Annotated in this window: 26 protein-coding genes and 1 riboswitch; of the genes, 9 read left to right on the top strand and 17 right to left on the bottom strand. The window is 69.3% G+C overall.

The annotated features are described in order from the left end of the window. Positions 1-2: 2 nt before the first annotated feature. The 3 genes from tyrS to BLS81_RS11685 are packed head-to-tail and all read right to left on the bottom strand — an operon-like array spanning position 3 to position 3,598. A complete protein-coding gene (gene tyrS, locus BLS81_RS11695; RefSeq protein WP_093224050.1) occupies positions 3-1,232 on the bottom strand; it encodes a tyrosine--tRNA ligase in 1,230 nt (409 codons plus the stop codon). A gap of 13 nt (positions 1,233-1,245) precedes the next feature. Then, positions 1,246-2,754 (bottom strand): class I adenylate-forming enzyme family protein, encoded by a 1,509-nt coding sequence (locus BLS81_RS11690; protein ID WP_371128277.1) that lies wholly within the window; start codon positions 2,752-2,754, stop codon positions 1,246-1,248. A 4-nt stretch (positions 2,755-2,758) separates the two neighbouring features. Beyond that, positions 2,759-3,598 (bottom strand): HpcH/HpaI aldolase/citrate lyase family protein, encoded by an 840-nt coding sequence (locus BLS81_RS11685; RefSeq protein WP_093224048.1) that lies wholly within the window; start codon positions 3,596-3,598, stop codon positions 2,759-2,761. Here BLS81_RS11685 and BLS81_RS11680 point away from each other — a divergent pair. The 6 genes from BLS81_RS11680 to BLS81_RS11655 all read left to right on the top strand — a co-directional run bounded on the left by BLS81_RS11680 (position 3,597) and on the right by BLS81_RS11655 (position 9,252). After that, entirely contained in the window at positions 3,597-4,079 is a 483-nt protein-coding gene (locus BLS81_RS11680; RefSeq protein ID WP_338061599.1) for a ribonuclease HI, read from the top strand. The two genes, BLS81_RS11685 and BLS81_RS11680, sit on opposite strands and share 2 nt — an antisense overlap. Positions 4,080-4,174: 95 nt before the next feature. Then, positions 4,175-4,627, top strand: a complete 453-nt coding sequence (locus tag BLS81_RS11675; protein WP_176787145.1) for a MarR family winged helix-turn-helix transcriptional regulator — start codon at positions 4,175-4,177, stop codon at positions 4,625-4,627. Further along, complete coding sequence (locus BLS81_RS11670; RefSeq protein ID WP_093224044.1) at positions 4,624-6,669, top strand: FUSC family protein; 2,046 nt, start codon at positions 4,624-4,626, stop codon at positions 6,667-6,669. The genes BLS81_RS11675 and BLS81_RS11670 overlap by 4 nt, the downstream gene beginning before the upstream one ends. Next, positions 6,666-6,881, top strand: coding sequence for a DUF1656 domain-containing protein (locus BLS81_RS11665; RefSeq protein ID WP_093224043.1), 216 nt, complete (start codon positions 6,666-6,668; stop codon positions 6,879-6,881). The genes BLS81_RS11670 and BLS81_RS11665 overlap by 4 nt, the downstream gene beginning before the upstream one ends. Positions 6,882-6,949: 68 nt before the next feature. Further along, positions 6,950-7,822 (top strand): efflux RND transporter periplasmic adaptor subunit, encoded by an 873-nt coding sequence (locus tag BLS81_RS11660; protein WP_093224267.1) that lies wholly within the window; start codon positions 6,950-6,952, stop codon positions 7,820-7,822. Continuing rightward, entirely contained in the window at positions 7,819-9,252 is a 1,434-nt protein-coding gene (locus BLS81_RS11655) for an efflux transporter outer membrane subunit (RefSeq protein WP_176787144.1), read from the top strand. Before BLS81_RS11660 ends, BLS81_RS11655 begins: the two co-directional genes overlap by 4 nt. 68 nt (positions 9,253-9,320) lie before the next feature. Here the strand turns inward: BLS81_RS11655 and metA are convergent, their stop codons facing one another. Then, positions 9,321-10,238 carry a homoserine O-succinyltransferase gene (gene metA, locus BLS81_RS11650; protein WP_093224041.1) on the bottom strand — a complete coding sequence of 306 codons (918 nt, stop codon included), beginning with the start codon at positions 10,236-10,238 and terminating at the stop codon, positions 9,321-9,323. Between the two features lie 40 nt (positions 10,239-10,278). Beyond that, positions 10,279-10,385, bottom strand: a riboswitch (SAM-I-IV-variant riboswitch). A 59-nt stretch (positions 10,386-10,444) separates the two neighbouring features. Here metA and trxC point away from each other — a divergent pair. Beyond that, positions 10,445-10,879 (top strand): thioredoxin TrxC, encoded by a 435-nt coding sequence (gene trxC / locus BLS81_RS11645; protein ID WP_093224039.1) that lies wholly within the window; start codon positions 10,445-10,447, stop codon positions 10,877-10,879. Between the two features lie 137 nt (positions 10,880-11,016). On the opposite strand, the gene BLS81_RS11640 is transcribed toward trxC, so the two are convergent. Together BLS81_RS11640 and BLS81_RS11635 are read right to left on the bottom strand one after the other, a co-directional pair. Beyond that, positions 11,017-11,619: a DUF938 domain-containing protein gene (locus BLS81_RS11640; protein ID WP_093224037.1), complete on the bottom strand. Its 603-nt coding sequence runs from the start codon at positions 11,617-11,619 to the stop codon at positions 11,017-11,019. A 4-nt stretch (positions 11,620-11,623) separates the two neighbouring features. Next, positions 11,624-12,799 carry a glycosyltransferase family 4 protein gene (locus BLS81_RS11635; protein WP_093224035.1) on the bottom strand — a complete coding sequence of 392 codons (1,176 nt, stop codon included), beginning with the start codon at positions 12,797-12,799 and terminating at the stop codon, positions 11,624-11,626. Between the two features lie 109 nt (positions 12,800-12,908). Between BLS81_RS11635 and BLS81_RS11630 the strand changes: the two genes are divergently transcribed. Next, on the top strand, positions 12,909-13,622 hold the full coding sequence (locus tag BLS81_RS11630; RefSeq protein ID WP_093224033.1) for a glutathione S-transferase N-terminal domain-containing protein: 714 nt from the start codon (positions 12,909-12,911) through the stop codon (positions 13,620-13,622). Between the two features lie 8 nt (positions 13,623-13,630). On the opposite strand, the gene BLS81_RS11625 is transcribed toward BLS81_RS11630, so the two are convergent. From BLS81_RS11625 to BLS81_RS11605, 5 genes are all read right to left on the bottom strand, one after another. Further along, complete coding sequence (locus tag BLS81_RS11625; protein ID WP_093224264.1) at positions 13,631-14,137, bottom strand: GNAT family N-acetyltransferase; 507 nt, start codon at positions 14,135-14,137, stop codon at positions 13,631-13,633. Positions 14,138-14,184: 47 nt separating this feature from the next. Further along, the gene (gene pyrF, locus BLS81_RS11620) at positions 14,185-14,859 is read right to left on the bottom strand and encodes an orotidine-5'-phosphate decarboxylase (RefSeq protein WP_093224031.1); all 675 of its coding nucleotides are present in this window, start codon (positions 14,857-14,859) and stop codon (positions 14,185-14,187) included. Continuing rightward, the gene (locus tag BLS81_RS11615) at positions 14,856-15,185 is read right to left on the bottom strand and encodes a lipopolysaccharide assembly protein LapA domain-containing protein (protein WP_093224029.1); all 330 of its coding nucleotides are present in this window, start codon (positions 15,183-15,185) and stop codon (positions 14,856-14,858) included. Before BLS81_RS11615 ends, pyrF begins: the two co-directional genes overlap by 4 nt. Positions 15,186-15,234: 49 nt before the next feature. Next, entirely contained in the window at positions 15,235-15,930 is a 696-nt protein-coding gene (locus tag BLS81_RS11610; RefSeq protein ID WP_093224027.1) for an endonuclease/exonuclease/phosphatase family protein, read from the bottom strand. A gap of 116 nt (positions 15,931-16,046) precedes the next feature. Continuing rightward, positions 16,047-16,913, bottom strand: a complete 867-nt coding sequence (locus tag BLS81_RS11605; protein ID WP_093224025.1) for a LysR substrate-binding domain-containing protein — start codon at positions 16,911-16,913, stop codon at positions 16,047-16,049. Positions 16,914-17,090: 177 nt separating this feature from the next. Between BLS81_RS11605 and BLS81_RS11600 the strand changes: the two genes are divergently transcribed. Continuing rightward, positions 17,091-18,095, top strand: coding sequence for a bile acid:sodium symporter family protein (locus BLS81_RS11600; protein ID WP_093224024.1), 1,005 nt, complete (start codon positions 17,091-17,093; stop codon positions 18,093-18,095). A 9-nt stretch (positions 18,096-18,104) separates the two neighbouring features. Here BLS81_RS11600 and BLS81_RS11595 read toward each other — a convergent pair whose 3' ends face one another. The 6 genes from BLS81_RS11595 to BLS81_RS11570 all read right to left on the bottom strand — a co-directional run bounded on the left by BLS81_RS11595 (position 18,105) and on the right by BLS81_RS11570 (position 23,500). Then, positions 18,105-18,326 carry a hypothetical protein gene (locus BLS81_RS11595; RefSeq protein ID WP_093224023.1) on the bottom strand — a complete coding sequence of 74 codons (222 nt, stop codon included), beginning with the start codon at positions 18,324-18,326 and terminating at the stop codon, positions 18,105-18,107. Positions 18,327-18,391: 65 nt separating this feature from the next. Further along, positions 18,392-19,645, bottom strand: coding sequence for an N-succinylarginine dihydrolase (locus BLS81_RS11590; protein ID WP_093224022.1), 1,254 nt, complete (start codon positions 19,643-19,645; stop codon positions 18,392-18,394). After that, a complete protein-coding gene (locus BLS81_RS11585) occupies positions 19,645-20,661 on the bottom strand; it encodes an arginine N-succinyltransferase (protein ID WP_093224021.1) in 1,017 nt (338 codons plus the stop codon). Before BLS81_RS11585 ends, BLS81_RS11590 begins: the two co-directional genes overlap by 1 nt. Continuing rightward, positions 20,658-21,866, bottom strand: a complete 1,209-nt coding sequence (locus BLS81_RS11580; protein ID WP_093224019.1) for a hydrolase — start codon at positions 21,864-21,866, stop codon at positions 20,658-20,660. The genes BLS81_RS11585 and BLS81_RS11580 overlap by 4 nt, the downstream gene beginning before the upstream one ends. A 163-nt stretch (positions 21,867-22,029) precedes the next feature. After that, positions 22,030-22,950, bottom strand: a complete 921-nt coding sequence (locus BLS81_RS11575; protein ID WP_093224018.1) for a DUF481 domain-containing protein — start codon at positions 22,948-22,950, stop codon at positions 22,030-22,032. Between the two features lie 70 nt (positions 22,951-23,020). Then, positions 23,021-23,500 (bottom strand): RNA pyrophosphohydrolase, encoded by a 480-nt coding sequence (locus BLS81_RS11570; RefSeq protein WP_093224016.1) that lies wholly within the window; start codon positions 23,498-23,500, stop codon positions 23,021-23,023. Positions 23,501-23,502 lie beyond the last annotated feature (2 nt).

Raw genomic sequence — 23,502 nt, 5'->3', positions numbered from 1 at the left:
GATCAGCGGGCGGCGACCAGCAGCCCGTGATGCTTCTTCCCGGCGGCAATCCGAACCGGCTCGGCACCGACCGTCACCACCAGCGCCTCGTCGCTCACCTTGTCGTCGCCGACGCGGGCGCCACCGCCCTTGATGAGCCGCTTCGCCTCGCCCTTCGACGCGACGAGGCCGAGGCCGACCAGCGCGTCGAGGATGCCGATGCTGCCGTCCACCGCAAGCGTCGGCAACGAATCTCCGGCAGCGCCTTCCTCGAAGGTGCGGCGCGCGGTCTCGGCGGCTTCGGCGGCGGCGGCTTCGCCCCGGCACAGCGCGGTGGCGGCGTCGGCGAGCACCTTCTTGGCGTCGTTGATGCCGGCGCCTTCGAGCGCTTCCAGCCGAGTGATCTCGTCGAGCGGCAGATCGGTGAACAGCCGCAGGAAGCGCCCGACGTCGCGGTCGTCGGTGTTGCGCCAGAACTGCCAGTAATCATAGGCCGAGAGCTGCTCTTCGTTGAGCCACACCGCGCCCGACATGGTCTTGCCCATCTTGCCGCCATCGGCGGTGGTGATGAGCGGCGTGGTCAGCCCATAGACCGTCTCGCCCCCCACGCGCCGGGTCAGTTCGATGCCGTTGACGATGTTGCCCCACTGGTCCGATCCGCCCATCTGCAGCCGGCACCCGGCGCGGCGCGCCAGTTCGAGGAAATCATAACCCTGCAAGATCATATAGTTGAATTCGAGGAAGCTCAGCGACTGCTCGCGATCGAGCCGCAGCTTGACCGAATCGAAGCTCAGCATCCGGTTGACCGAGAAATGCTGGCCGATCTCGCGCAGGAACGGGATATATTCGAGCTTGTCGAGCCAGTCGGCGTTGTCGACCATCACCGCGTCGGTCGGGCCGTCGCCGAAGGTCAGGAACCGTTCGAACACGCGCTTGATCGAGGCGACGTTGGCGGCGATCGTCTCGTCGGTGAGCAGCTTGCGTGCCTCGTCCTTGAACGAGGGGTCGCCGATCTTGCCGGTGCCGCCGCCCATCAGCACGATCGGCTTGTGCCCGGCCTGCTGGAGCCGGCGCAGCATCATGATCTGGACGAGGCTGCCGACGTGGAGCGAGGGTGCGGTGGGATCGAAGCCGATATAGCCGGGCACGATCTGCTTGGCCGCGAGCGCATCAAGGCCGTGCGCGTCGGTGAGCTGGTGGATGTAGCCGCGGCTGGACAGCAGGCGGAGCAGATCGGAGCTGTATTCGGTCATGGTGCCGCGCCGCTTACAGGCTCGAAGCGGTCCTGAGTAGAGGGGATGCGCGCACCTCGCGCCGAAGCAGCTTGCCGAGGTCGTTATACGGAAGCGCGTCGAGCACGGCGATCCGCTCCGGCACGTGCGAGGAGTGCAGCCGCGCCTTGACCAGCGCCTGCATCTCGGCGGCCTGCGGGGCCGGGTGGCCGGGGCGCAGCACCAGCGCCGCGCCGATGCTCTCGCCCCATTCGGGCGAAGGCAGGCCAACCGCGCACGCCTCCGCGACGGCGGGGTGGGTGAGCAGGACCGCCTCGATCTCGCCCGGCGAGATATTCTCGCCGCCGCGTACGATCACGTCGTCGGCGCGGCCGGCGAGGAACAGATAGCCATCGCTGTCGCGCCAGCCGAGGTCGCGCGTGGCGAACCAGCCGTCGGCATCGCGCGCGTCGCGGTCGTGATATTCGCCCGAGACCTGGACGCCGCGCGCATGGACTTCGCCGCGCTGCCCGGCGGCGAGTGCACGCCCGGCCCCGTCACGAACCTCGATTTCGATGCCGGGCAGCGGCCGCCCCGCCGAGCGCAGCCGCGCGCGCATCGCCGGATCGGCGCTCGCCAGCGCCGCACGATGATCCTCGGGGGTGAGCGACGTGATCGTCGCGCACGTCTCGGTGAGGCCATAGGCGTTGGTGAAGCGCACGTCGGGAAAGCACGCGAGCGCGCGTTCGAGCAACGCCGGTGGCATCGGCCCCGCCCCGTAGGAGAGCGCGGTCAGCGTGGGCAGGGGCGCCAACGCTGGGTCGTCGATCCGGTCGAGGATGCGCGCAAGCATCGTCGGGACGACGAAGGCGTAGCTCGGCCTCTCCATTTCGGCGAGCCGCAGCCATGCCGCCGCGTCGAACGCGGGGAGCAGCAGCAAGCGGCGGCGCGCGTGAATCGCGGTCAGCACCGCGACGACGTTTGCGACATGGTATGGCGGCACGCTCACCAGCGAGCCTTCCGGCGGGCTCGCCTTCGCCGGGGTCGCGGTGGCGGCGATATAGGCTTGCAAATGGGCATGCCGCAGCAGCGCCGCCTTGGGCGCGCCGGTCGTGCCACTGGTGAAGATCTGCACGGCGACGCCTTGGTGATCGCCATTGATCGTCACGGGCGGGGCGGCCTGCGCCGCCGCGACGAAGGCGGCCGGAGTGGACACGATCGCGCCCGCCGCTTGGCCGAGCTGCGCCGCCCGGTCGTTGCCCGCGATCAGCCAGGCGGGCGCGATCCTGTCGAGCAACGCGGCGATATCGGCGTCGGCGCGGCGATAGTTGAGCGGAGTGAACGGCACACCGGCCAGAGCGGCGCCGAACAGCGCGATCGCGCCCGCCTCGCCATTGCCGTCGAGCAGCGCGACCGACCGAGCCCCACTCTCTCGGAGCAGCGTCGCCGCGCCCCGCGCCGCGCGCCACAAGCCCGCATAGCTCCAGCGCCGGCGCTCGCAGACCAGCGCCGTGCGCGCGCCATCCTCCTCGGCGGCGCGGCGCAGCATCTCGGCGATCGTCACGCGGTCAGCGCCGTGCGATCGCGTCGGCGAGCGCGATCAGGCGATTGGCATCATCGACATGGAGTTGCTCGACCATCGCCCCATCGATCCGTGCCACGCCAAGGCCCTGTGCGCGCGCCTCCTCCCAAGCCGCCACCATCGCGCGGGCGCGGGCGACCTCCTGGGGCGAGGGGCCGAACACGCGGTTGGCGATGCCGATCGAATTGGGATGGACGAGCGATTTCCCGTCGAAGCCGAGTTCGACGCCTTGCCGGCACGCCGCCTCGAACCCGGCGAGATCGTCGAGATCGAGATGCACGCCGTCGATCACCGCCAGCCCATACGCTCGCGCCGCCAGCACCATCAGCGACAGCGCGGTGAGCAGCGGGGTACGCGCGGGCGTATGCCGTGCGCGCAAATCCTTGGTGAGATCGTTGGTGCCCGCGACGAAGCCCGCCAGCCGATCGGACGCGCCCGCGATCTCGGCGGCGCGGAGCACGCCGAGCGGCGTCTCGACCATGCACCAGACCGGATGCGGATTTCGCGCCGCCGCGTCGGCCACGGTGGCGGCTGACTCGACCTTGGGCAGCAGCACGCCGTCGAGCGGCAGGGCGCACGCCAGCGCGAAATCCTCGGCGCAATCGGGCGCGCTCACCCGCAGGATCAACTCGCGATGCCCATAGCCGCCCGCGCGCACCGCATCGGCGATCCCCTCTCTCGCGCGCGCCTTGTTCTGCGGCGCGACCGCATCCTCGAGATCGAAGAGGATCGCGTCGCACTCGAGCGTCTTCGCCTTTTCGAGCGCGCGCGGCTTGTCGCCGGGAACGTAGAGCATCGAGCGGCGCGGTCGGATCGGCGTGGTCATGGCCGATCTCGTGCCGATCGCGCGCGCGCTTGGCAAGCGTCGCGGGCTGGGCAAGCGGCCGCGCGACCGGTACGCTGCCGTTCGCGACAAGGGGCGAGTGATGGCGAAAGCGGAGCGGCTCCGAATCTTCTTCGACGGCGGATGCCGGCCCAACCCCGGCCGGATGGAGATCGCCGTGGTGGCGCGCGGGCAGGCGCTGATCGAGCGTGATATCGGTGACGGATCGAGCATGGACGCCGAATGGCTCGCGCTGTTGCGGGCGGTGGGGGTGGCGCGGTCGCTCGGGCTGGACGAGGCGGTGTTGCTCGGCGATTCGGCGCCCGTGGTGGCGCAGGCCAATGCCGCGCTCGCCGGCGATGCGCGCCGATCCGCGCATGCCGACGCGTTACGAGCCGCCGCGACCGGGCTGACGCTGCGCGTCCGGCACATCAAACGTACGCAGAATCTGGCGGGCATCGCGCTCGCGCGGCTGCCGCGATGATCGCGCCAATCTGCGATGGGGACGGCGCGCCGCATCGCGGATATATTTCGGGCCGGCTCTTGCGAAATCCTCAAGAGGAAATAATTAGCATCCTAATGATTAGCCCGAGAACCACTCATGAGGCGCAGATTGCCGGACGGCTGCTGCCGCTCGCCCGCATCTGGCGCAAGCTGGCGGACGAGGCGTTGGAGGCGCAGGGCCTCTCGGCGGCGACCGCATGGGTGCTGACCCACCTCGGCCGAATCGGCCCCGACGTGCGGCTCACCGATCTCGCCGAGGCGACGGAGATCGCCGCGCCCTCGCTGGTGCGGTTGCTCGACCAGCTCGTCGAGCAGGGCCTCGTCACGCGCACGCCCGACGATCATGACCGCCGCAGCAAGCGGCTCGCGCTCACCGACCGCGCCCGCCCGATCGTCGAGGAGAGCGAACGCTCGCTCGCGGCGCTGCGCCGTCGGATATTGGGGAGCTTCGATGACGAAACGCTCGCCACCACCGCCGCCGTGCTCGACCGCATGAGCGGCGCCGCCGCCGCGGCGAGCGCGAAATGAACGACCGCTACGGCTTCGACGTCGCGCTGTTCTCGCTCAAGAGCTTCATCGCGGCGATGCTGGCATATTACATCGCGCTCAGGATCGGCCTCACGCGCCCGTATTGGGCGGTCAGCACCTCCTACATCGTCGCGCAGCCGCTCGCCGGCGCGGTCATTTCCAAGGCGGTGTTCCGGCTGATGGGGACGGTGCTCGGCGCCACCGCCGCCGTGGTGCTGGTGCCCAACCTCGTCAACGCGCCCGAGCTGCTCTCGCTCGCGCTCGCATTGTGGCTCGGGCTGTGCCTGTTCATCTCGTTGCAGGACCGCACGCCGCGCAGCTACGTGTTCCTGCTGGCGGGCTATACCGCCTCGATCATCGGTTTTCCGAGCGTCGCCGCGCCGGGGCAGGTCTTCCAGACCTCGGTGTTGCGCGTCGAGGAGATATCGCTCGGTATCCTGTGCGGCAGCCTGGTCCACGCGCTCGTCTTTCCGCAAAGCGTGGCGGGGCGGCTGCTAGTCCGCGTCGATGCGATCATCGCGGATGTCGAGCGCTGGTCGCGCGACGCGCTCACCGGCGCGCCGACCGAGACGGTGCTGCGCGAACGGCGGCGGCTCGCGCTCGACGTCAACGAACTCCACCAGCTTTCCACCCATTTGCCGTTCGACACCGCGCGTTTCCTGCCGCGCGTCCGCACCGTGCGCGCGTTGCAGGACCAGCTTTCGCTGCTGCTGCCGCTCGCCAGCGCGGTCGAGGACCGGATCGTCGAGCTGGAGGCGCATGGCGGCGTGCCCGATCGGCTCGCCGGGCTGATCGACCGCGCGTGCGCGTGGCTCGCCGCGCCCGCCACCTCGTTCGTCGAGCGCGGCGTGTTCGTCGAGGCGCTGGTCGCCGAGATTCGCGCGGAGGAGCCACCGGTCACCGCGCCGCTCGCCTGGCGTGACGCGCTGATCCTCAGCCTCGCCTCGCGGCTCGCCGATCTCGTCCAGTCGCACCGCGCGGTCCGCGATCTGCGCGACCAGATCCGCTCGCCGAGCCGCGCCGCCGTCACACCCGTCGTCCGCGAGGCGCTCCGCAGCGCCTCGAAGCGGACCTTCCACCGCGACCGCCCGGCGGCCTTGCGCGCCGCGCTCGGCACGGTCGCCACGATGGTGATCGGCTGCGCGTTCTGGATCTATTCGGGCTGGCCGGACGGCGCGGGCGCGGTGCTGATCGCGGGCGTGTGCTGCGCGCTGTTCGGCAACAGCGATAATCCCGCGCCGGCGATCCGCACCTTCCTGTGGGGCTCGATCATCGGCGTGGTGGTCGCCGGCATCTATCTGTTCGGAATCCTGCCGGGGGTGACCGACTATGTCACCGTCGCGGCGGTGCTCGCGCCGATGTTCCTGATGCTGGGGGCGTTCCTCGCGATACCGAAATATACGTTGATCTCGCTGGGCGTCGTGCTCGGCCTCGCCAATCTGATCGGCCTCAACGCCAATTACGTCGGCGATTTCACGGCGTTCGCCAATGGCGCGGTCGCGCAGCTCGTCGGCACCGCCTTCGCGGTCGTCACGGTCGGTTTGTTCCAGACGGTCGGTGCCGAGCGGAGCAGCGCGCGGCTGATCCACGCCGGATGGCGCGACCTCGCACGGCGCAGCCTGCTGCCCGGCGAGCCGGACGAGATCGGCTGGGTGAGCAAGATGCTCGACCGCATCGGACTGCTCGCCCCGCGCCTCGTCGCGCGCGGGCAAGACCCGGGGCGGCCGCTGTTCGACGTGCTGGTCGATCTGCGCGTCGGCATCTCGGTGGCGGGGCTGCGGCGGGTCAAGCTCGCCGCGGACGACTTCGGGCGGAGCATCGTCGATCCCGTGCTGACGCGGGTGAGCGAACATTATCGCGCGCGCTCGCTCGACCGGCCGACCACGCACGATCCCGATCTGCTCGCCGCGATCGACACCGCGATGACCGCCTTCGCCGCCGATCCGAAGCCCGACGAGCGTCGCGACGCGCTGCTCGCGCTCACCAGCCTGCGGCGCAACCTGTTTCCGACGGCACCCGGCTATGCGGAGGCGGCGGCATGACCGGTGAGGTGAGCCTGTTCGGCGTCTATGTGCCCGGCCTGTTGCTGCTCGCGGTCGTGGCGGCGGTGCTGGCGGCGTTGGTCTCGCGCATGTTCTCGTTGATCGGTCTGTACCGCGTCTTCGCCTATCGCCCCTTGGTCGATGTGGCGATCTACATCATCATCCTCGGCGGGCTGGTGCTCGCCTTCGCGCCTCCGGGAGTTGCGCTGTGAATCGTTGGAGTCGTTATCTCGCCCTCACCGGCCGCTTCACGGCGACGCTGGTGCTGGTTCTCGTCGCGATGCTCGTCGCGTTCTGGCTGTGGCGACGGTACGAGGTCGATCCGTGGACACGCGACGGCCGCGTCCGTGCCGACGTGGTGCGGGTGACCCCCGACGTCGGCGGGTTGGTGACGACCGTGGCGGTGCACGACAACCAGATCGTGCATACCGGCGACCTGCTGTTCGTGGTGGACCGGCCGCGTTACGCGCTCGCGCTCGAACAGGCGCAGGCGGCGATCGCGAGCGCGCGGGCGACGCTCGCACAGAACCGGCGCGAGGCGGCGCGTGATCTGGCGCTCGGCGATCTCGTCGCGGCGGAGGCGCATGAGCAGAACGTCGCCCGTGTCGCCACCGCGCAGGCCGCGCTCGCGCAGGCCGAGGCGCAGGCCGATACCGCGCGGCTCAACCTCGCCCGCACGCAGGTCCGCGCCAGCGTCAACGGCACGATCACCAACCTCGATCTGCATCCGGGCGACTATGTCGCCGCCGGTCAGCAGGCGCTGGCGCTCGTCGATGCCGATTCACTGCGGATCGAAGCGTATTTCGAGGAGACCAAGCTCGGCAACGTCCGGCCCGGCGCGGTCGCCAAGGTGCGGCTGATGGGTGATCCGCGCGTGCTGACCGGGCATGTCGAGAGCATCGCCGCCGGCATCAGCGACAGCGAGCGTACCAACACGGGCAATCTGTTGCCCAATGTCAACGCGACCTTCTCCTGGGTGCGGCTCGCGCAGCGTATTCCGGTGCGGGTCAAGATCGACCATGCGCCCGCCGACCTGCGGCTGATTTCCGGGCGCACCGCGACGGTGACGCTGGAGCCGCCCGCGCCCCAGCCGATCTTCGCGCGGCCGCGCCCGACGCCGACGCCGAGCGCGACCTCGGGCGCGACGCGATGAGCCGGCGGGTTCTTTCGACCGCCGTGCTGGCGGCGGTGCTGTCGGCCTGTACCGCCGGGCCGGATTATCACCTGCCCGAAGGCGCCGCCGCGCGGTCTCCATCCGCCAACGGCGCGTTCCTCGGCGCTAAGGACAAGGCGTTCGCGGCGGTGCCGCTGCCCGATCACTGGTGGCGGCTCTACGACGACGCGGTGCTCGACAGCCTCGTCACCGAAGGGCTCGCCGCCAACACCGATCTGCGCGCCGCCGATGCCAATCTGCGCGCCGCCAGCGCGATCGTGCGCGAGGCCGAGTCCGAACGTACTCTCCAGACCGGGCTTTCCGGCGGTGCCGCGCTGTCGCGGCCGAGCGGCACCGGCGCAGACCTGCCGGGCCGGGTCGGCTATGATCTTGGCGGCAGCCTGTCCTATCCGCTCGATCTCGCCGGCCGCATTCGCCGCTCGATCGAGGCGGCGCAGGCCGATGCCGAGGCGAGCGCGGCGGCGCGCGACGAGGTTCGCGTCACCGTCGCGGCCGCGGTGACGCGCGCCTACGCCGCCACCTGCACCGCCAACGTCCGTATCGCCGCCGTCAACCGCGTGATCGGCATTCAGCAGCAGACCTTCACCGCGACGCGGCGGCTCCAGCAGGGCGGGCGCTATACCGCGTTCGACGTGACGCGCGCGCAGACCGCGGTCGAGCAGAGCCAGGCGCAATTGCCGGCGCTGGTCGCGGCGCGGCAGGCGTCGCTGTTCGAACTCGCCGCCTTGCTCGGCCGCGCGCCCGCCGATTATCCGCGCGCGGTGGAAAGCTGCCGCAAGCTGCCGCTCGTCCGCAGCGTCGTGCCGGTGGGGGATGGTGCCGCGCTGATCCGCCGGCGCCCCGATATCCGCCGTGCCGAACGGTCGCTCGCGGCGGCGACCGCGCAGATCGGGGTCGCCACGGCGAACCTCTATCCGCAGGTAAGCCTTGGCGGGTCGGCGGGGTTCACCGGGCCGCTGTCGCCGCTCGGCGTGGGCAGCGCGTTCCATCTTTCGCTCGGCCCGCTGATAAGCTGGACCTTCCCCAACCGCACGCTGGTCCGCGCGCAGATCGCGGTGGCGGGCGCGCAGGCGGACGCGGCGCTCGCGAACTTCGACGGCACCGTGCTGGAGGGGCTGCGGCAGACCGAAACCGCGCTATCCGCTTATGCGCGCACGCGCGATCAGGTCGCCGACCTCACCCTCGCGCGCGACAGCGCCGCGCGCGCCGTGTCGCAGGCCGATCGGCTCACCCGGTTCGGGCGGGGCACGTTCCTCGACACGCTGAGCGCGCAGGCGACGCTGGCGAACGCCGAAGCCTCGCTGGCGAGCGCGCAGGCGGCGCTGGTCGATGCCGAGGTGAGCCTGTTCCTCGCGCTGGGCGGCGGCTGGACGCCGGACACGGCGGCACCCGTCTCCACCGAGAAATAGACCGGCCGGGTGAGGAGCGGCGGGCGCCTCGACTTCGCTCGGGATAAACGGTTGGGGCGCGCGGGCGGTTACGCCGCCTGCGCCACGGGGCTGATCGCGGCCAGTTCGAACGGCGTGGTCTGGTAAATCTCGTTGATCCAGTTGCCGAACAGCAGATGCGCGTGGCTGCGCCACGTGTTCGCGGGCGCGCGCGTCGGGTCGTCATCGGGGAAATAATGCGCGGGCACCGCCCCCTGATCGCGCGCATATTCGTCCGCGAGCGTGTTGGTGTCATATTCGAGGTGGTTGAACATATAGAGGCGCCGCCACGCCGGATCTTCGAGCAGACACGGCCCGGTCTCCGCGCTCTCGGCGAGGATGCGCAGCGCGGGCGCGCGCAGCACGTCTTCGCGCCGCACCTCGGTCCAGCGCGACACCGGCACCGCGAAATCGTCCGAGAAGCCGCGCAGATAGGGGGAGGCGGGGGCGAGATTGCGGTGCGGGAACACGCCGCTCGCCTTCGCCGGCAGCGGATGCTTGCCGATGCCGTGGAAGTAATAGGCCGCCGCCTGCGCCGCCCAGCAGATCGTCAGGCAGCTATGGACGTGACTTTGGGTCCAATCGAAAATCTGGCGCATTTCGCCCCAGTAGCGCACGTCCTCGAACGGCAGCTTCTCGACAGGCGCGCCGGTGATGATGAAGCCGTCGAACCGCTCGTCGCGCACATCGGACCAGGGGCGATAGAACGCGGCCATGTGATCCGCCGAGGTATTGCGCGCGACATGGTCGGTCATCCGCACAAGCGTCAGTTCGATCTGGAGCGGCGAGGCGCCGATCAGCCGGGCGAGCTGCGTTTCGGTGCTGATCTTGTTCGGCATCAGATTGAGCAGACCGATCCTGAGCGGGCGGATGTCCTGCCGCGCGGCATCGGCCTCGCGCATCACGGTGATGCCTTCGGCCTCGAGCGTGCGGGTGGCGGGCAAATCGTCGGGGATCTTGATCGGCACGGGCGTTCGGTCCTTTGACGGAGCGGACGCTGGTCTGTGGCTGGGTCCGTTTGGTTGCCGGATCGGCCACATCCTTCCTCGCGGAAGTGCCACCTTGCCCGGAAGGCAGGTTGGCGTCGGGCGTCGCCCCAACTCTTGATGTGGCGACGACTTTACGAAATCGCGTGGTGCTTGGCAATCCACCTATGAGACTTACATTTACGCTTATGAGCGAAAGCAAGATCGTCATCTGCCCCGCCTGCGCGAGCGCCAATCGCGTGCCTGTCGAAAAGCTGGGGCTGGGGGGCACATGCGGCCGCTGCCACGCGCCCTTGTTCCAGGCCGCGCCGCTCACGCTGACCGCCGCCAATTTCGATGCGCACGCCGGCCGGGGCGACCTGCCGCTGCTGGTCGATTTCTGGGCGGAATGGTGCGGCCCCTGCCGCCAGATGGCACCGGCGTTCGCCGCCGCCGCGCGCGAACTGGAGCCGAGGATGCGGCTCGGCAAGCTCGATACCGAGGCGGAAAGCGCGATCGCGGCGCGCTACGCGATCCGCTCCATCCCGACGATGATCCTGTTCAAGGGTGGCCGCGAGGTGGCGCGCCAATCCGGCGCGATGCCGGCGAGCGCGATTGTGGGGTGGGCGCGCGGGCTGATCTAGTCTGACCTGACGCTTCCTCCCAAACCGTTCGTGTCGAGCGTAGTCGAGACACGGAGCGCCACGCTTGGGGCGCGTCCCTCGACTTCGCTCGGGACGAACGGGGAGGGAGGGCGCGCCGAACGAGATTAGCGCCTAGGTCACCGCCGTGTGAACACCACCGACAGGTTGTTCGCGGGCATGTCCACCACATGGTCGAGGCTCAGCCCGAGCGTGTCGCCGGCGGCCGCCACGCTGTCGAGATCGCGGATGCCCCAAGCAGGATCGCGCGCCTTCAGATCGGCGTCGAACGCGATGTTGCTTGGCGCCATCGGCTCGCCGCCGCGCCGGTATGGCCCGTATAGGAACAGCGGCCCGCCCGGCGGCAGCAAGCGTGCCGCGCCGGCGAGCAGCCCGAGCGTCGCCGCCCAGGGGCTGATGTGCACCATGTTGATCGCCAGCACCGCATCCGCCGCCGTGACCGGCCAGTCGTGCGCGGACGCATCCACGTCGAGCGGCGGCAGGACGTTTGCTGGTGCCTCCGCTGCCAGCCAGGCGGCGATCGAGCCGCGAGCAGCCTCCGAAGGATCGCTCGGCTGCCACGTCAGTATCGGCAGCGCCCGTGCGAAATGCACGATATGCTCACCCGATCCGCTCGCGATCTCCAGCACGGTGCCCGTTGCGGGCAGAACCGACCGCAGCACCGCGAGGATCGGGTCTCGGTTGCGGAGCGCGGCGGGGCTGCTCAGGCGGGCATCGGTCATTCGGTCAACAATGTTCCAGCACGGGTTCGGCCGCGCGCGTCCGCTCGATCACGCGCAGATAGGTGTCGAGCACGACCTGGTTGATCCGCTCCCATTTATACCCGGCTGCCTCGGCCACCCCAGCGCGCCCGGCACCGAGCCGAAACGCCTCGTCCTCGCAGAAGCGCTGGAGCGCGTCGGCATAGCCTTCGATGTCGGTCGGCGGGACGATCAGCCCGGTCACGCCTTCTTCGAGCAGCCCGACCGCGCCGCTCGCGCGCGCGGCCACCACCGGCACGCCCGCCGCCATCGCCTCGAGCGTGACGTTGCCGAAGGTCTCTGTCACGCTCGGGTTGAAGAACACGTCCATCGAGGCGACCGCGCGGCCGAGATCGTCGCCGGTCACGTACCCGGCGAACACCGCATCGGGGATTTCCTTGGCGAACCAGTCGCGCGCCGGACCTTCGCCGACCACGAGCGTCCGGTGCGGCACGCCGCGCGCGTCGAGCGCGTGCATCGCCTTGGCGAACACGTCGAGCCCCTTTTCCTTCACCAGCCGGCCGAGAAAGCCGACCGCGATCTCGTCGTCGCCGATCCCGAGCGAGCGCCGCCATTCGAGGCTGCGCCGCGACGGGTTGAAACGATCGTGGTTCACCCCGCGCGACCAGCGCGTCACCGGCGTGGTCACGCCCCATTCGCGCAGGATCTCGCCCATCATCTGGCTCGGCGCGAGCACCTCATCGACGCTCTGGTAGAATTTGCGCTGCAGCTTGACGATCAGCGGCGCGACGAAGCCGATGCCGTAATATTTGACATAGGTCTCGAACCGCGTGTGGTACGAAGCGACCACCGGGATGCCCTTCTCACGCGCGTAGCGGACCGCCGAATGGTTGAGGAAATCCGGCGCCGAGACGTGGACGAGATTGGGCGCGAACGCATCCAGATCGGCGCGAACCCGCGCGTCGATCGCCAGCCCGAGCTTGTACTCGGCGCGGCCGCCGGGCATCTTGACCGAACGCGTGCCGACGAGATCGCCGACGGGAGGGAAGGCCGGCTTGCGGCTGACCGGCGAATAGACGCGCACCGCCGCGCCCTGTTTGAGCAAATAGCCGACGAGCAGGTTCAGCGTCTGATTGGCGCCGTCCCTGGTGTAATTATAATTGCCGCTGAAAAGCGCAACGCGGAGGTCTGTCGCCTGCATCGGGGCGCCATAGCGGTGCGGTCACCACTTGGGAACAGACCGTTTCGCATGTGCGCGCTGTGGCGGCGTGCCGATTGCCCTATATGGGCGGGAACAAGGAGGTTCGCCGATGTCCAACCCAACTCCGCTCGCCGATTTCCCGATCACCGCGCGCTGGCCCGCGCAGCATCCCGACCGACTGCAACTCTATTCGTTGCCCACGCCCAACGGCGTGAAGGTCGCGATCATGCTGGAGGAAACGCAATTGCCCTACGAGGCGCACGCGATCGACTTCGGCGCGGACGAGCAGCATTCGGCGGCGTTCGAATCGCTCAATCCGAACGGCAAGATCCCCGCGATCCTCGATCCCGACGGCCCCGGCGGCACGCCGCTCGCGCTGTTCGAAAGCGGCGCCATTCTGCTGTATCTGGCGGAGAAGACTGGCAAGTTCCTCCCCGCCGATCCGGCGCGACGCTATCAGACGATCCAGTGGCTGATGTTCCAGATGGGCGGGGTCGGCCCGATGTTCGGGCAGGTCGGCTATTTCGTGAAGTTCGCCGGCAAGGACATCGAGGACAAACGTCCGCGCGACCGCTACGTGGCCGAAGCGAAGCGGCTGCTCGGCGTGATGGACCGGGTGCTCGACGGGCGCGATTGGTTCATGGGCGACGATTATACGATCGCCGACATCGCGACGCTCGGCTGGGTGCGCGGGCTGGTCAACTTCTACGAAGCGGGCGATCTCGTCGGGTTCGACCGGTTCGCCAACGTCAAGGCATGGCTGGATCGCGGGTTGGCGCGGCCGGCGGTGCAGCGCGGGCTGACGATTCCGGCGCGACCGTAGCCGCCCGCCTATAGCGGCTTGGCGAGGACCGTCATGAACAGCGGCGGCTGCACCGCGATCGGGAAGTCGCGGCGCTCGCCGGTTCGCGCATAGCCGCGACGTTCGTAATAGGCGATCAGCTCGGTGCGGTTCTCGATCACGGTCATCTCGATCCGGTGCGCGCCGAAGGTGTCGCGCGCGGTGGTCTCGGCGGCGGCGATCAGCCGCCGGCCGAGGCCGGCCGCTTGCCGCAGCGGTTCGATGCACAGCAGCCCGAGATAGGCGGTGGCGCCGCCGTGGTCGCTCACCTGCACGCAGCCGATCGGCTCCCCGCCATCCACCGCGACGAGCAGCCGGGCGGCGGGATCGGCGACGATCGCCGCCAGCGCCGCGCGGTCTATACGCGCGCCGTCGAGCAGATCGGCCTCGTGCGTCCAGCCGGCGCGCGCCGCATCGCCCCGATAGGCGCGCTCGATGACCGGATGGAGGTTCGGCAGATCGGCGGGCACAGCGGTGCGGATGACGGGATCAGGCATCGTCGAATCGAACACGGCTCAGTTCGGCCGGCTGCGGCGCCGCGCGGTCACAGTGTCGCGCCGATCGCGCGTGCCGCCGCATCGGGGTCGCTCGCGCCGGTGATCGGGCGGCCGATCACCAGGATGGATGCGCCGGCATCGATCGCGGCGCGCGGCGTTACCACGCGCTTCTGGTCGCCAATGTCGCCGTCCGCCGGGCGCACGCCCGGCACGACGAAGAAGCCCTTCGACCAAAGCTTGTGCGCGGCCGCGACCTCCTCACCCGAACAGACGATGCCATCGACGCCTGATTCCCGGGCGAGTTCGGTGAGCCGCAGCACCTGTTCGCGCGGGGCGTTCGCGCAGCCGATCGCCCTCAGATCGTTCGCGTCGAGGCTGGTCAGGGTCGTCACCGCGACGACTTTGGTGCCGAGCGGCGCGGCGGCCTTGGCGTCTTCCAGCATCGCCCGCCCGCCCGAGGCATGCACGGTGAGGATCGCTGGATCGAGTCCGCGCAGCGCCTGGATCGCCTTGGCGACGGTGTTGGGGATGTCGTGCAGCTTGAGATCGAGGAAGATCGGCAGGCCGAGTTCGTGCATCTCGGTGACGCCGTGCCGGCCGTTCGCCATGAAGAATTCGAGGCCGAGCTTGATGCCGCCGACATGATGGCGGACCCGCTGCGCGATCGCGCGGGCGCGCGCCATGTCGGGCGTGTCGAGCGCGACGAAGATACGGTTGGTCATATGCGGGTTTCCGGCTCGGCGGTGATCGCGAGCGGCGCCGTCTCGACCGCGGTGCCGGGGGCGGGCGCGGCGATTACCTCGCGCAGCGTGGCGATCGTGCGTTCGGCGGTGGCGAGGCGCGCGCGCATCCGCCAGCGCGCCGCGTGGTACACGCCGAGCATCGGCACCAGACCGACGAGGAAGGTGATGAGCAGCAGCAGCGGCAGGTTGATCTCGGCGATCAGCCCGCCCCACAGGTTGACCGGCACCGTCGTCCAGTTGTTGCGCGTGAACATCGCCGCGACGAACGCGAGGAGGCACCAGAACAGTGTCTTGAGGAACTGCATGCGTAACGGTTAACCCGCTTTGACGCGCGGCGCCAGTCCGCCCGCGCGATCAGGCCGGTTCGAGCAGCGCCCAGATCGGCAGATGGTCCGATGCGCGCCGCGCGGTCGCGCTGGAATGGACGCCGCACTCGACGACGCGCAGCGCACGCGACGCCATGATCCGGTCGAGCCGCCCGACCGGGCGGCGGGCGTGGAAGCTCGGGCCGGTCGGTGCACTCGGATAATGCGCGCAGAAATCGCGGAGGCAGCCGCCGTTCGGCGTCCATTCGTTGAGATCGCCCATCAACACCGCCGGCAGCGGATGCGTGCTGGATTCGACGTGCGCGATGATCGTGTGCGCCTGGCGCCTGCGCCACAGCCCGGACAGATCGAGGTGCATTCCCACCACGCGGATCGCGGTGCCGCCGATGCGCAGATCGGCGGAAACCGCACCGCGCGGTTCCAGCGCGGGGAGGTGGATCGTCTCATGGTCGATCACCTGCGCGCCCTTGCGGACGAGGATGGCGTTGCCGTGCCACCCCATGCTCGCGGTGTTGCGACCGAACGGCACCGCATGCCACGCGCCATGCTCCTCTAGCAGATGCTGCGGGATGACGCGTGCCTTGGTGCCGAAGCGGCGGTCGCATTCCTGGAGCGCGATGATATCGGCATCGACCTCGCACAGCACATCGAGGATGCGGCGCGGATCGCGCAGGCGATCGAGGCCGATGCCCTTGTGCATGTTGTAGCTGGCGACTTTGATCATGGGGCCGGTCAACGCTCTCGATTGGCGATTGGTGCCACCCTAACCTTTCGAGCCGAGCGCCGTCGAGGCGGCTGCGCGTTGGGCCTGTCGCTCGACCGTCCGACGAACGGCGGGGTTCAGGCGTGTGCCGCGCGCTCGACGCCCGCCCAGTGCAGCATCGCCGCGATCAGCGCATCGGCGACCGGGTTGCCGGCGCCGGGGCCGATCACGACGAATTCGATCTCGGGCAGCACCGGCAGGCTCGGATGCGGCGCGACGACGGCGAGTTGCGCGGGGCTCAGCCGTGCCGAATGCGGCATCAGGCCGATGCCCGCGCGCGCGGCGGCGCTGAGGCCGGTCAGGCTCGCGCTGGTGAAGGCGATCCGCCAGCTTCGCCCGGCACGTTCGAGCGTTTCGATCGCCAGCGCGCGCGTCACACTCGGCGGCGGATAGAGCAGCAGCGGCAGGGGCGCGACCGGATCGAGCCGGAAATCGGGGTGCGCGACCCAGCGGATCGGCTCGCGCCACGCGGTCGTGCCGCGCCGGTCCCCGGTCCTGCGCTTGACGAAGATCACGTCGAGCAGCCCGGCATCGAACGCGTCGTAGAGATCGTGGCTCAGGCCGGCACGCAGTTCGAGATCGACATCGGGATGGCGCCGCACGAACGCCGCGAGCACGTCGGGAAGCGCGGACAGCACGAAATCCTCCGACGCGCCGAGCCGTAGCCGCCCACGCAGGGGGCGATCGGACAGACTGGCTTCGAGCAGTGCGTGGGCATCGAGCACGCGCCGGGCATGATCGAACAGCATCTCGCCATCGACGGTCAGCGCGACGCGATGCGTGTCGCGATCGATGAGCCGGCGGCCGGTGAGCGTTTCGAGCCGCCCGATCTGCTGGCTGACCGTCGATTGCCGCAGCCCGAGCGCCTTGGCGGCGCGCGTGAAGCTGCGCCCGTCGGCGACGGCGAGGAAGGTAGCGAGGAGGTCCGGCGCGATCATGGTCATGCATATACGTGATGAGTGTTATCGGGGCTATCGGGATTGCGCATGACGGGTGTCAGGTTACATCGCATCTACACACACCGTTCGCACGGGGCGAAGTCGAGGTGCCGCCGCGAACGTGGCGCGTAGGGCATGTCCCTCGACTTCGTTCGGGACGAACGGCTTCGAGGAGCCCACGTCATGTCCGCGATATTCCGCCGTATCGACCGCTACCTGCTGCTGCTGATCGCGACCGTCGTTCTCGCCGCGGTTCTGCCCGCGCGCGGCGATTCCGCCGTCTGGGTCGATCGCGGGGTGAATGTCGCGGTCGCCGCGCTGTTCCTGTTCTATGGCGCGCGGCTCAAGCCCGAGGCGATCTGGGCCGGCATGTCGCACTGGCGGTTGCAGGCGCTGATCTTTGCCAGCACCTACGTCCTGTTCCCGCTGATCGGCGTGGCGGTGACGTTCGCGCTGCGCGGCGTGCTGTCGGCCGATGTGCGGGCGGGGCTGTTGTTCCTGTGTCTGCTGCCCTCGACGGTGCAGTCGTCGATCGCCTTCACGTCGATCGCGCGCGGCAACGTGCCGGGCGCTCTGTGCGCCGCGTCGCTGTCGAACATGCTGGGTGTCGTGATAACGCCGATCCTGGTTTCGCAATTGCTGCCGGTGGCGAGCGGCGGCTTCTCGCTGAAGGCGCTGGAGGATATCGCGGTGCAGATCCTGCTGCCCTTCGTGGTCGGGCAGGCGCTGCGGCCGTGGATCGGCGCGTGGCTGCTGCGCCACCCGGTGCTGACGATGGTGGTCGATCGCGGATCGGTGCTGGTCGTCGTCTATGCCGCGTTCAGCGCCGGGATGGTCGCTGGCATCTGGCACCAGCTTTCCCCCGCGAGCATCGCGGGCGTGCTGGCGGTCGATCTGTTCATCCTCGCGCTGGTGCTGGCCATCACGACCATCGCCAGCCGCCGGCTCGGCTTCTCGGTGGAGGACGAGATCGCGATCGTGTTCTGCGGCTCCAAAAAGAGCATGGCCGGCGGCATACCGATGGCGGCGATCCTGTTTCCGGGCCATGCCGTCGGGCTGATCGTGCTGCCGCTGATGCTGTTCCACCAGGCGCAATTGTTCGTCTGCGCGACGCTCGCGCGGCGGTATGCCGGGCGCGGCGCGGCGACGACGCGTACAGCCGAACCGGTGCCCGTCGCCGCCGCGTGAGGACGCGCCTCAACTCCAGTCGCTGCGCTCGACCGAATCGAGGATTCGCGCCCCGGCCATGAAGACGGCGATCGGGCAGGCCGCGAACAGCATCCAGCCGCCGACGCTGCCGTGATATTGCTGGACATAATGCGCGCCACGTTCGGTCGCACCCATGGCGAGGCCATAGATGACCAGAAACGCCTCGAACTTGGTCTTGATGACGAACAGCCGGGAGAACTTGCGCCACATGGCCAAAGGTTAAGCAAACCGTGGGCCAGGGGCGGAAATCCGCGGTTCCGGGTTAACGCGCCGGCCTATGTGTCAAGCAATTCGACAAGGTCGAGCGCTTCGAGCAGCCGGCCGCGTGCGTTTTCGATTGTCGAGATCAATGCCGGATCGCCGATCGCATCGGTCGCGATCTCCTCGGGCCAGTGCGCGGCGACGACTGCGGCGATGCGGTCGAGCTTGTCCGCATCGACGAGGAAGCGCGGGTCGATCGTCGCGGGATCGGCGACGACGCGCAGCCGCAGACAGGCGGGGCCGCCGCCGTTCGCCATCGACTGCCGCACGTCGACCACCTCGACCCGGCGGATCGGCCCGTTGCCGGCGAGCATCGCTTGCAGATACGCCCAGACCGACGCGGTCTCGCGCACTTCCTGCGGCACGATCAGCGTCATGGCGCCATCGGGCGGGGTCACGAGCTGCGCGTTGAACAAATAGGACGCGATGGCATCGGCGAGGCTGACCTGCGCCGCCGGCACCTCGACGATCTCGACCTCGGGCAGCAACCGCCGCAGATCGGCATAGAAGCCATCGCGATCGGCGAAGGCGTGTTCGTGCGCGAACAGCACGCGCTCGTTGGCGACCGCGACGACATCGTTGTGGAACGCGCCCGCCGCGATCGCGGCTTCGGATTGCTGGACGAACAGCGTGCGTTCGGGCGCGAGCCGGTGCGCGCGCGCGATCGCCGCGCTCGCCTCGCGGTGCTGCCGCGCGGGGAAGGGGCCGCCTGCGACGCCATAGACGAACACCTCGACGCCCGGCGCGCCGTGCGTCGCGCACAGCCGCATATGGTTCGCCGCGCCCTCATCGCCGAACGGTGGCGGCACCGGGCCATGCACCACGAAGGCGGGATCGGCGAAAGCGAGACGGAGCTGCGCGAGCGTGCCGGGCCATTCGTGGCTGCGGTGCGGCATCGTCACCAGATTGGCGACCGAGAGATGGCAGCGCGCGTCAGCGGTGTCGGGCGCGGGCGAGACCGTCGCCGCATTGGCCGCCCACATGGCGGAGGCCGAGAGCGCCTGCGCGCGCAGGTGGGGCGGGGCGGTTGTAAAATCCACCGACAGGCTCCGAAGCCAGCGATGATCGGGGCGGGCGAGCGGCACGAACATGCCTTGCCTCAGCCCGAGCGCGAGGTTGGCCCGCATCTTGGCGATCCCCTCCAGCGCGGCCTTGCGCGGGTGGGCGGTGCGGCCCGCGTTGGTGGTGGCGGCGAGGTTGCCCGGGCTCAGCCCGGCGAAATTATGGCTCGGGCCGATCAGGCCATCGAAGTTGATTTCGGTGAGCATCAGTAGCGCGCCACCCAGGCGAGATCGTCGCCCTCGCTCAGCCCGAGCGCGGTGGCGCAGGCGCGGTCGATCACCACGCCATCTCCGGCCGCACGCAGCTTGCCATAGGCGCAGCGGAAATCCCCGAGCCGGCCGCGGGCGACCAGCACCGGCTCGCCGCCGTCGCCATCGATCGCGACGAGCCGGGCGGGGCGGACGTTGGCGATCGTCCGCACCTTGTCGGTCGGGGCGGTCATCGTCGGACCGCCATCGAAGATGTCGATATATTTGTCGAAGGCAAACCCCTCGATCTCCAGCATCCGCATCGCGGCGCGCCCGGACGGGTGCGGCAAGCCGATCGCGGCGCGCGCGTTCTCGGGCAGCATCGCGATGTAGATCGGGTGTTTGGGGAACAGATCGGCGATGAACTGATGACCGTGGATCGCGTTGAACTGGTCCGCATCCTGAAAATTCATCCCGAAGAACCGCCCGGCGAGGCCATCCCAGAACGGCGACCCGCCCGCCTCGTCGATCACCCCGCGCAGCTCCGCGAGGATGCGATCGGCGAAGCGCGCGCGGTGCTGCGCGATGAACATGTAGCGGCTGCGCGCGAGCAGCATGCCAAGCCCGCCCGCGCGCTCGCCCGGATGGAGGAACAGCCCGCCGACCTCGCTGCACCCCTCCAGATCGGTGGTGAGGCTGAGCTGGTCGGCGCGGAAGGTGCGGCCGAGTTCCTTGCTGTGCTGCGTGAGCGTGCCGATGCGGTAACTGTAGAAGGGGTAATGCTGCCCGACATGGGTGAAGATCTGGCAGGTGCCGCGCACCTCGCCAGTCCGCGTGTCCTCGAGCACGAGCACGAACAGTTCGTCCGCGAGCGTATCGTCGGTCTTGGCGAAGGCGGCGTGGCTCTTGTCGAGCTTGGCCTTGAGCGAGGGGCGGTCGGGCGGCAGATTGGTGAAGCCGCCGCCGGTCAGCTTCGCCATCTCGTACAGCGGCTGGAGATCCTCGTCGCGCGCGGCGCGGATGCGAAACGTCACAAGCCCCCCTTTTCGGCAATACGCAAGATGGTGAGTGCCGACAGTGCGGCGCGTTCGGCAAGACTTTCAGGGATAAGGAATTCATCCGCCGAGTGGATCGCGCCGCCGCGCACCCCCATCGTGTCGACGACGGGAACGCCGCACGCGGCGATGTTGTTGCCGTCGCACACGCCGCCGGTGTCGCGCCAGCCGATATCGAGGCCGAGATCGGCGCCCGCCTGTTTGACCACGCCGAACAGTCTCGCGGCACCCGCGTCGATCGGTTTGGGCGGGCGATTAAAGCCGCCGTGGACCTCGACCGTAACGTCATGCGCGGCGGTGACGTGCGTGACGGTCGCGTCGATCCACGCCCGCGCGCGGGCGATCTCGGCGGCGTCGGCGGGGCGGAAATTGACGCGCAGGATGGCGAGATCGGGCACGACGTTGTTCGGCCCGCCACCCTCGATCCGCGCCGGGTTGACCGACAGGCGCGGCGAGCGCGCCTCGGCGAGCCGCAGCGCGATGTCGGCGGCGGCGAGAATGGCGTTGCGGCCGTCATCGGGGTTGCGCCCGGCGTGCGCGCTCCTGCCGCGCACCAGAATCGAGAAATTGCCGGTCCCGCCGCGCGCACCCGCGAGCGTGCCGTCGGGAAGCGCGGGTTCGTAGGTGAGCGCGGCCGCCTTGCCGCTAGCGGCACGCGCGATCAGCGCCGCCGAGGAGAAGGAGCCGGTCTCCTCGTCCGAGCCGATCACCACCTCATAGCCGATGCGATCGGCGAGTGGACCGGCTTCGACGGCGGTCAACGCCGCGAGCATCACCGCGAGGCCACCCTTCATGTCGGCTACGCCGGGGCCGTTGAGGCTGCCGTCGTCCTGCCAACGCATATCCTGAAACGGGTGATCGGCGGGGAAGACCGTATCCATATGGCCGGTCAGCAGAATTTGGACCGGCGCGTGCGGGCGAACCGTCAGGTGCAGATGCCGGCCGTGGTCGAGCGCGGCGAGCGTGCCGTCGGCGAGCAAGGTTTCGGCGGGCGCGGGGTCGGCGAGCGTGAGGTCGCCGGGAAGGCCGGCGAACGCGTCGGCGAGGCGCGCGGCCATCGTCGCCAGCCCGGCGAGGTTGCGCGTGCCCGAATTGACTGCCGCCCACGCTTGCGTGAGCGCGAGCATCGGCGTGCGTTCTACCTGTTCGATCGCGTCGCGTTCGCTGGTGGAAAGGCTCTCCATCGCCAGAGCCTAGCGCGGGATCGGCCGTTACTCCACCCGCTGCGGTTCGCGTGCAGCCGATCCGTCACCCCAGCGCACGCTGCGGTCGCTTTGCGGCGGGCGTTCCGCGCTCCACCTGGAGATCCCAGCTTGCGCTGGGATGACGGTTCGGGAGAAGGCGGCGCTAGAAATTATACACGATCGACGCGGTGCTCGACGTGTCGGTGCTGACCCGTCCGATCGGCGGCGCGCTTTCATATTGGACGGCGTAGGAGAGTTTCGCGGAAAGCGGACCGAACAGCTTGGCGTTGATCGCCGAAGTGCTGCTGACGGTGCTGTTGATCCGCTGGAAATACACCGACGCGGCCTGCGTCACCGAGATCGCGCGGTTGAGCTTCAGCGCGAAATCCATCGATCCGCGCGCCGCGAAACTGTTTTCCTGCGTCGCATCGGTGAAGGAGGTGCGGCGATAGGCCGGGCCGACTTCGAGATCGAGCTTGACGCCCGGCCCCCGGATCACGCCGAACCCCGCCCCGACCGAACCCGCGTAGCGGTTGTAATAGCCGAGGAAGCGATCGCTCTCGTAGCTGCCGGTGCCGTAGATATAGCCCCGCTCCGAGAATTTATAGTTCGGCTCATAAGCGGCGAGATAATGCTCGCGGCTGATGAGTCCGCTGCTCTGCTTGTAATCGACCGCGAGCGTGACCGTGTGCTTCCACTGCAATGTCTCGCGGCTGAGCTTCACCGCCGCGCTGACGCCGACATCGTTGGTGTTGCCGGTGGTGGCATAGCCGCCGAGCGTCGCGCTGCCTTTCCACAGATCGAGCGGGCCGGCCTCGACGATCGTCTCGACGCGCTTGGCCTCGCGCGCCTTGCGCCAGCCGTCCACCGACGCCTTGATCGTCCGCGCCGAATCGGGGGCGGCGTTGGAGGCGTATTTGGCGATGATGTTGATGTCGTTCTCGTTGCCGGAGGCGATCGCCGCGTCGAGCATCGCCTTGAGCTGCGGCGGCAGTGGCGCGTCATTCTTGGCCGGCGCCGCGGCGGCCGGCGCGGGCGCCGGGTCCACGACCGGCGCGGCGACCAGGATCAACGAAAATACCATGACATTACCATAGCATCGGCGCGGATCGTGACGACATCCGTCTGCCGCCGTGGCGGGGCCGCTGACCGCATCAACCGAGGTGGTCGCGGAACAGCGCCAGGATATCCTCGTACAGCGCCTTCTTGAACGGCACGATCAGCGCGGGGAGTTCGGCCGGTTCGATCCAGCGCCAGGCGATGAATTCCTCATGCTCGGTGGCGATGTCGATCTCGCTGTCGTCGCCGACGAAGCGGTAGAGGAACCAGCGCTGGCGCTGGCCGCGCCAACGGCCCTTCCATACCTTGCCGACGAGATCGGGCGGCAGATCGTAGGTGAGCTCCTTGGGCGCGACCGCGATCAGCTCGACGCGATCGGCGGCGATCCCGGTCTCCTCGCGAAGCTCGCGCAGCGCGGCGGCTTCCGCATCCTCGCCCGGATCGATCCCGCCCTGCGGCATCTGCCACGCCTCGATGCTGGTGTCCTTGCGCTGACCGACGAAGACGCGGCCGTCGCGGTTCAGGATCATCAGCCCCGCGCAGGGACGGTAGGGCAGCATGGTGGGATCGGTCATCG

Origin of the sequence: Sphingomonas sp. NFR15 (assembly GCF_900103265.1) — a bacterium.
Classification (GTDB): Bacteria; Pseudomonadota; Alphaproteobacteria; order Sphingomonadales; family Sphingomonadaceae; genus Sphingomonas; species Sphingomonas pollutisoli.
Note: the sequence above shows the minus strand (reverse complement) of the source record. Positions and strands in the feature narration are given on the sequence as shown.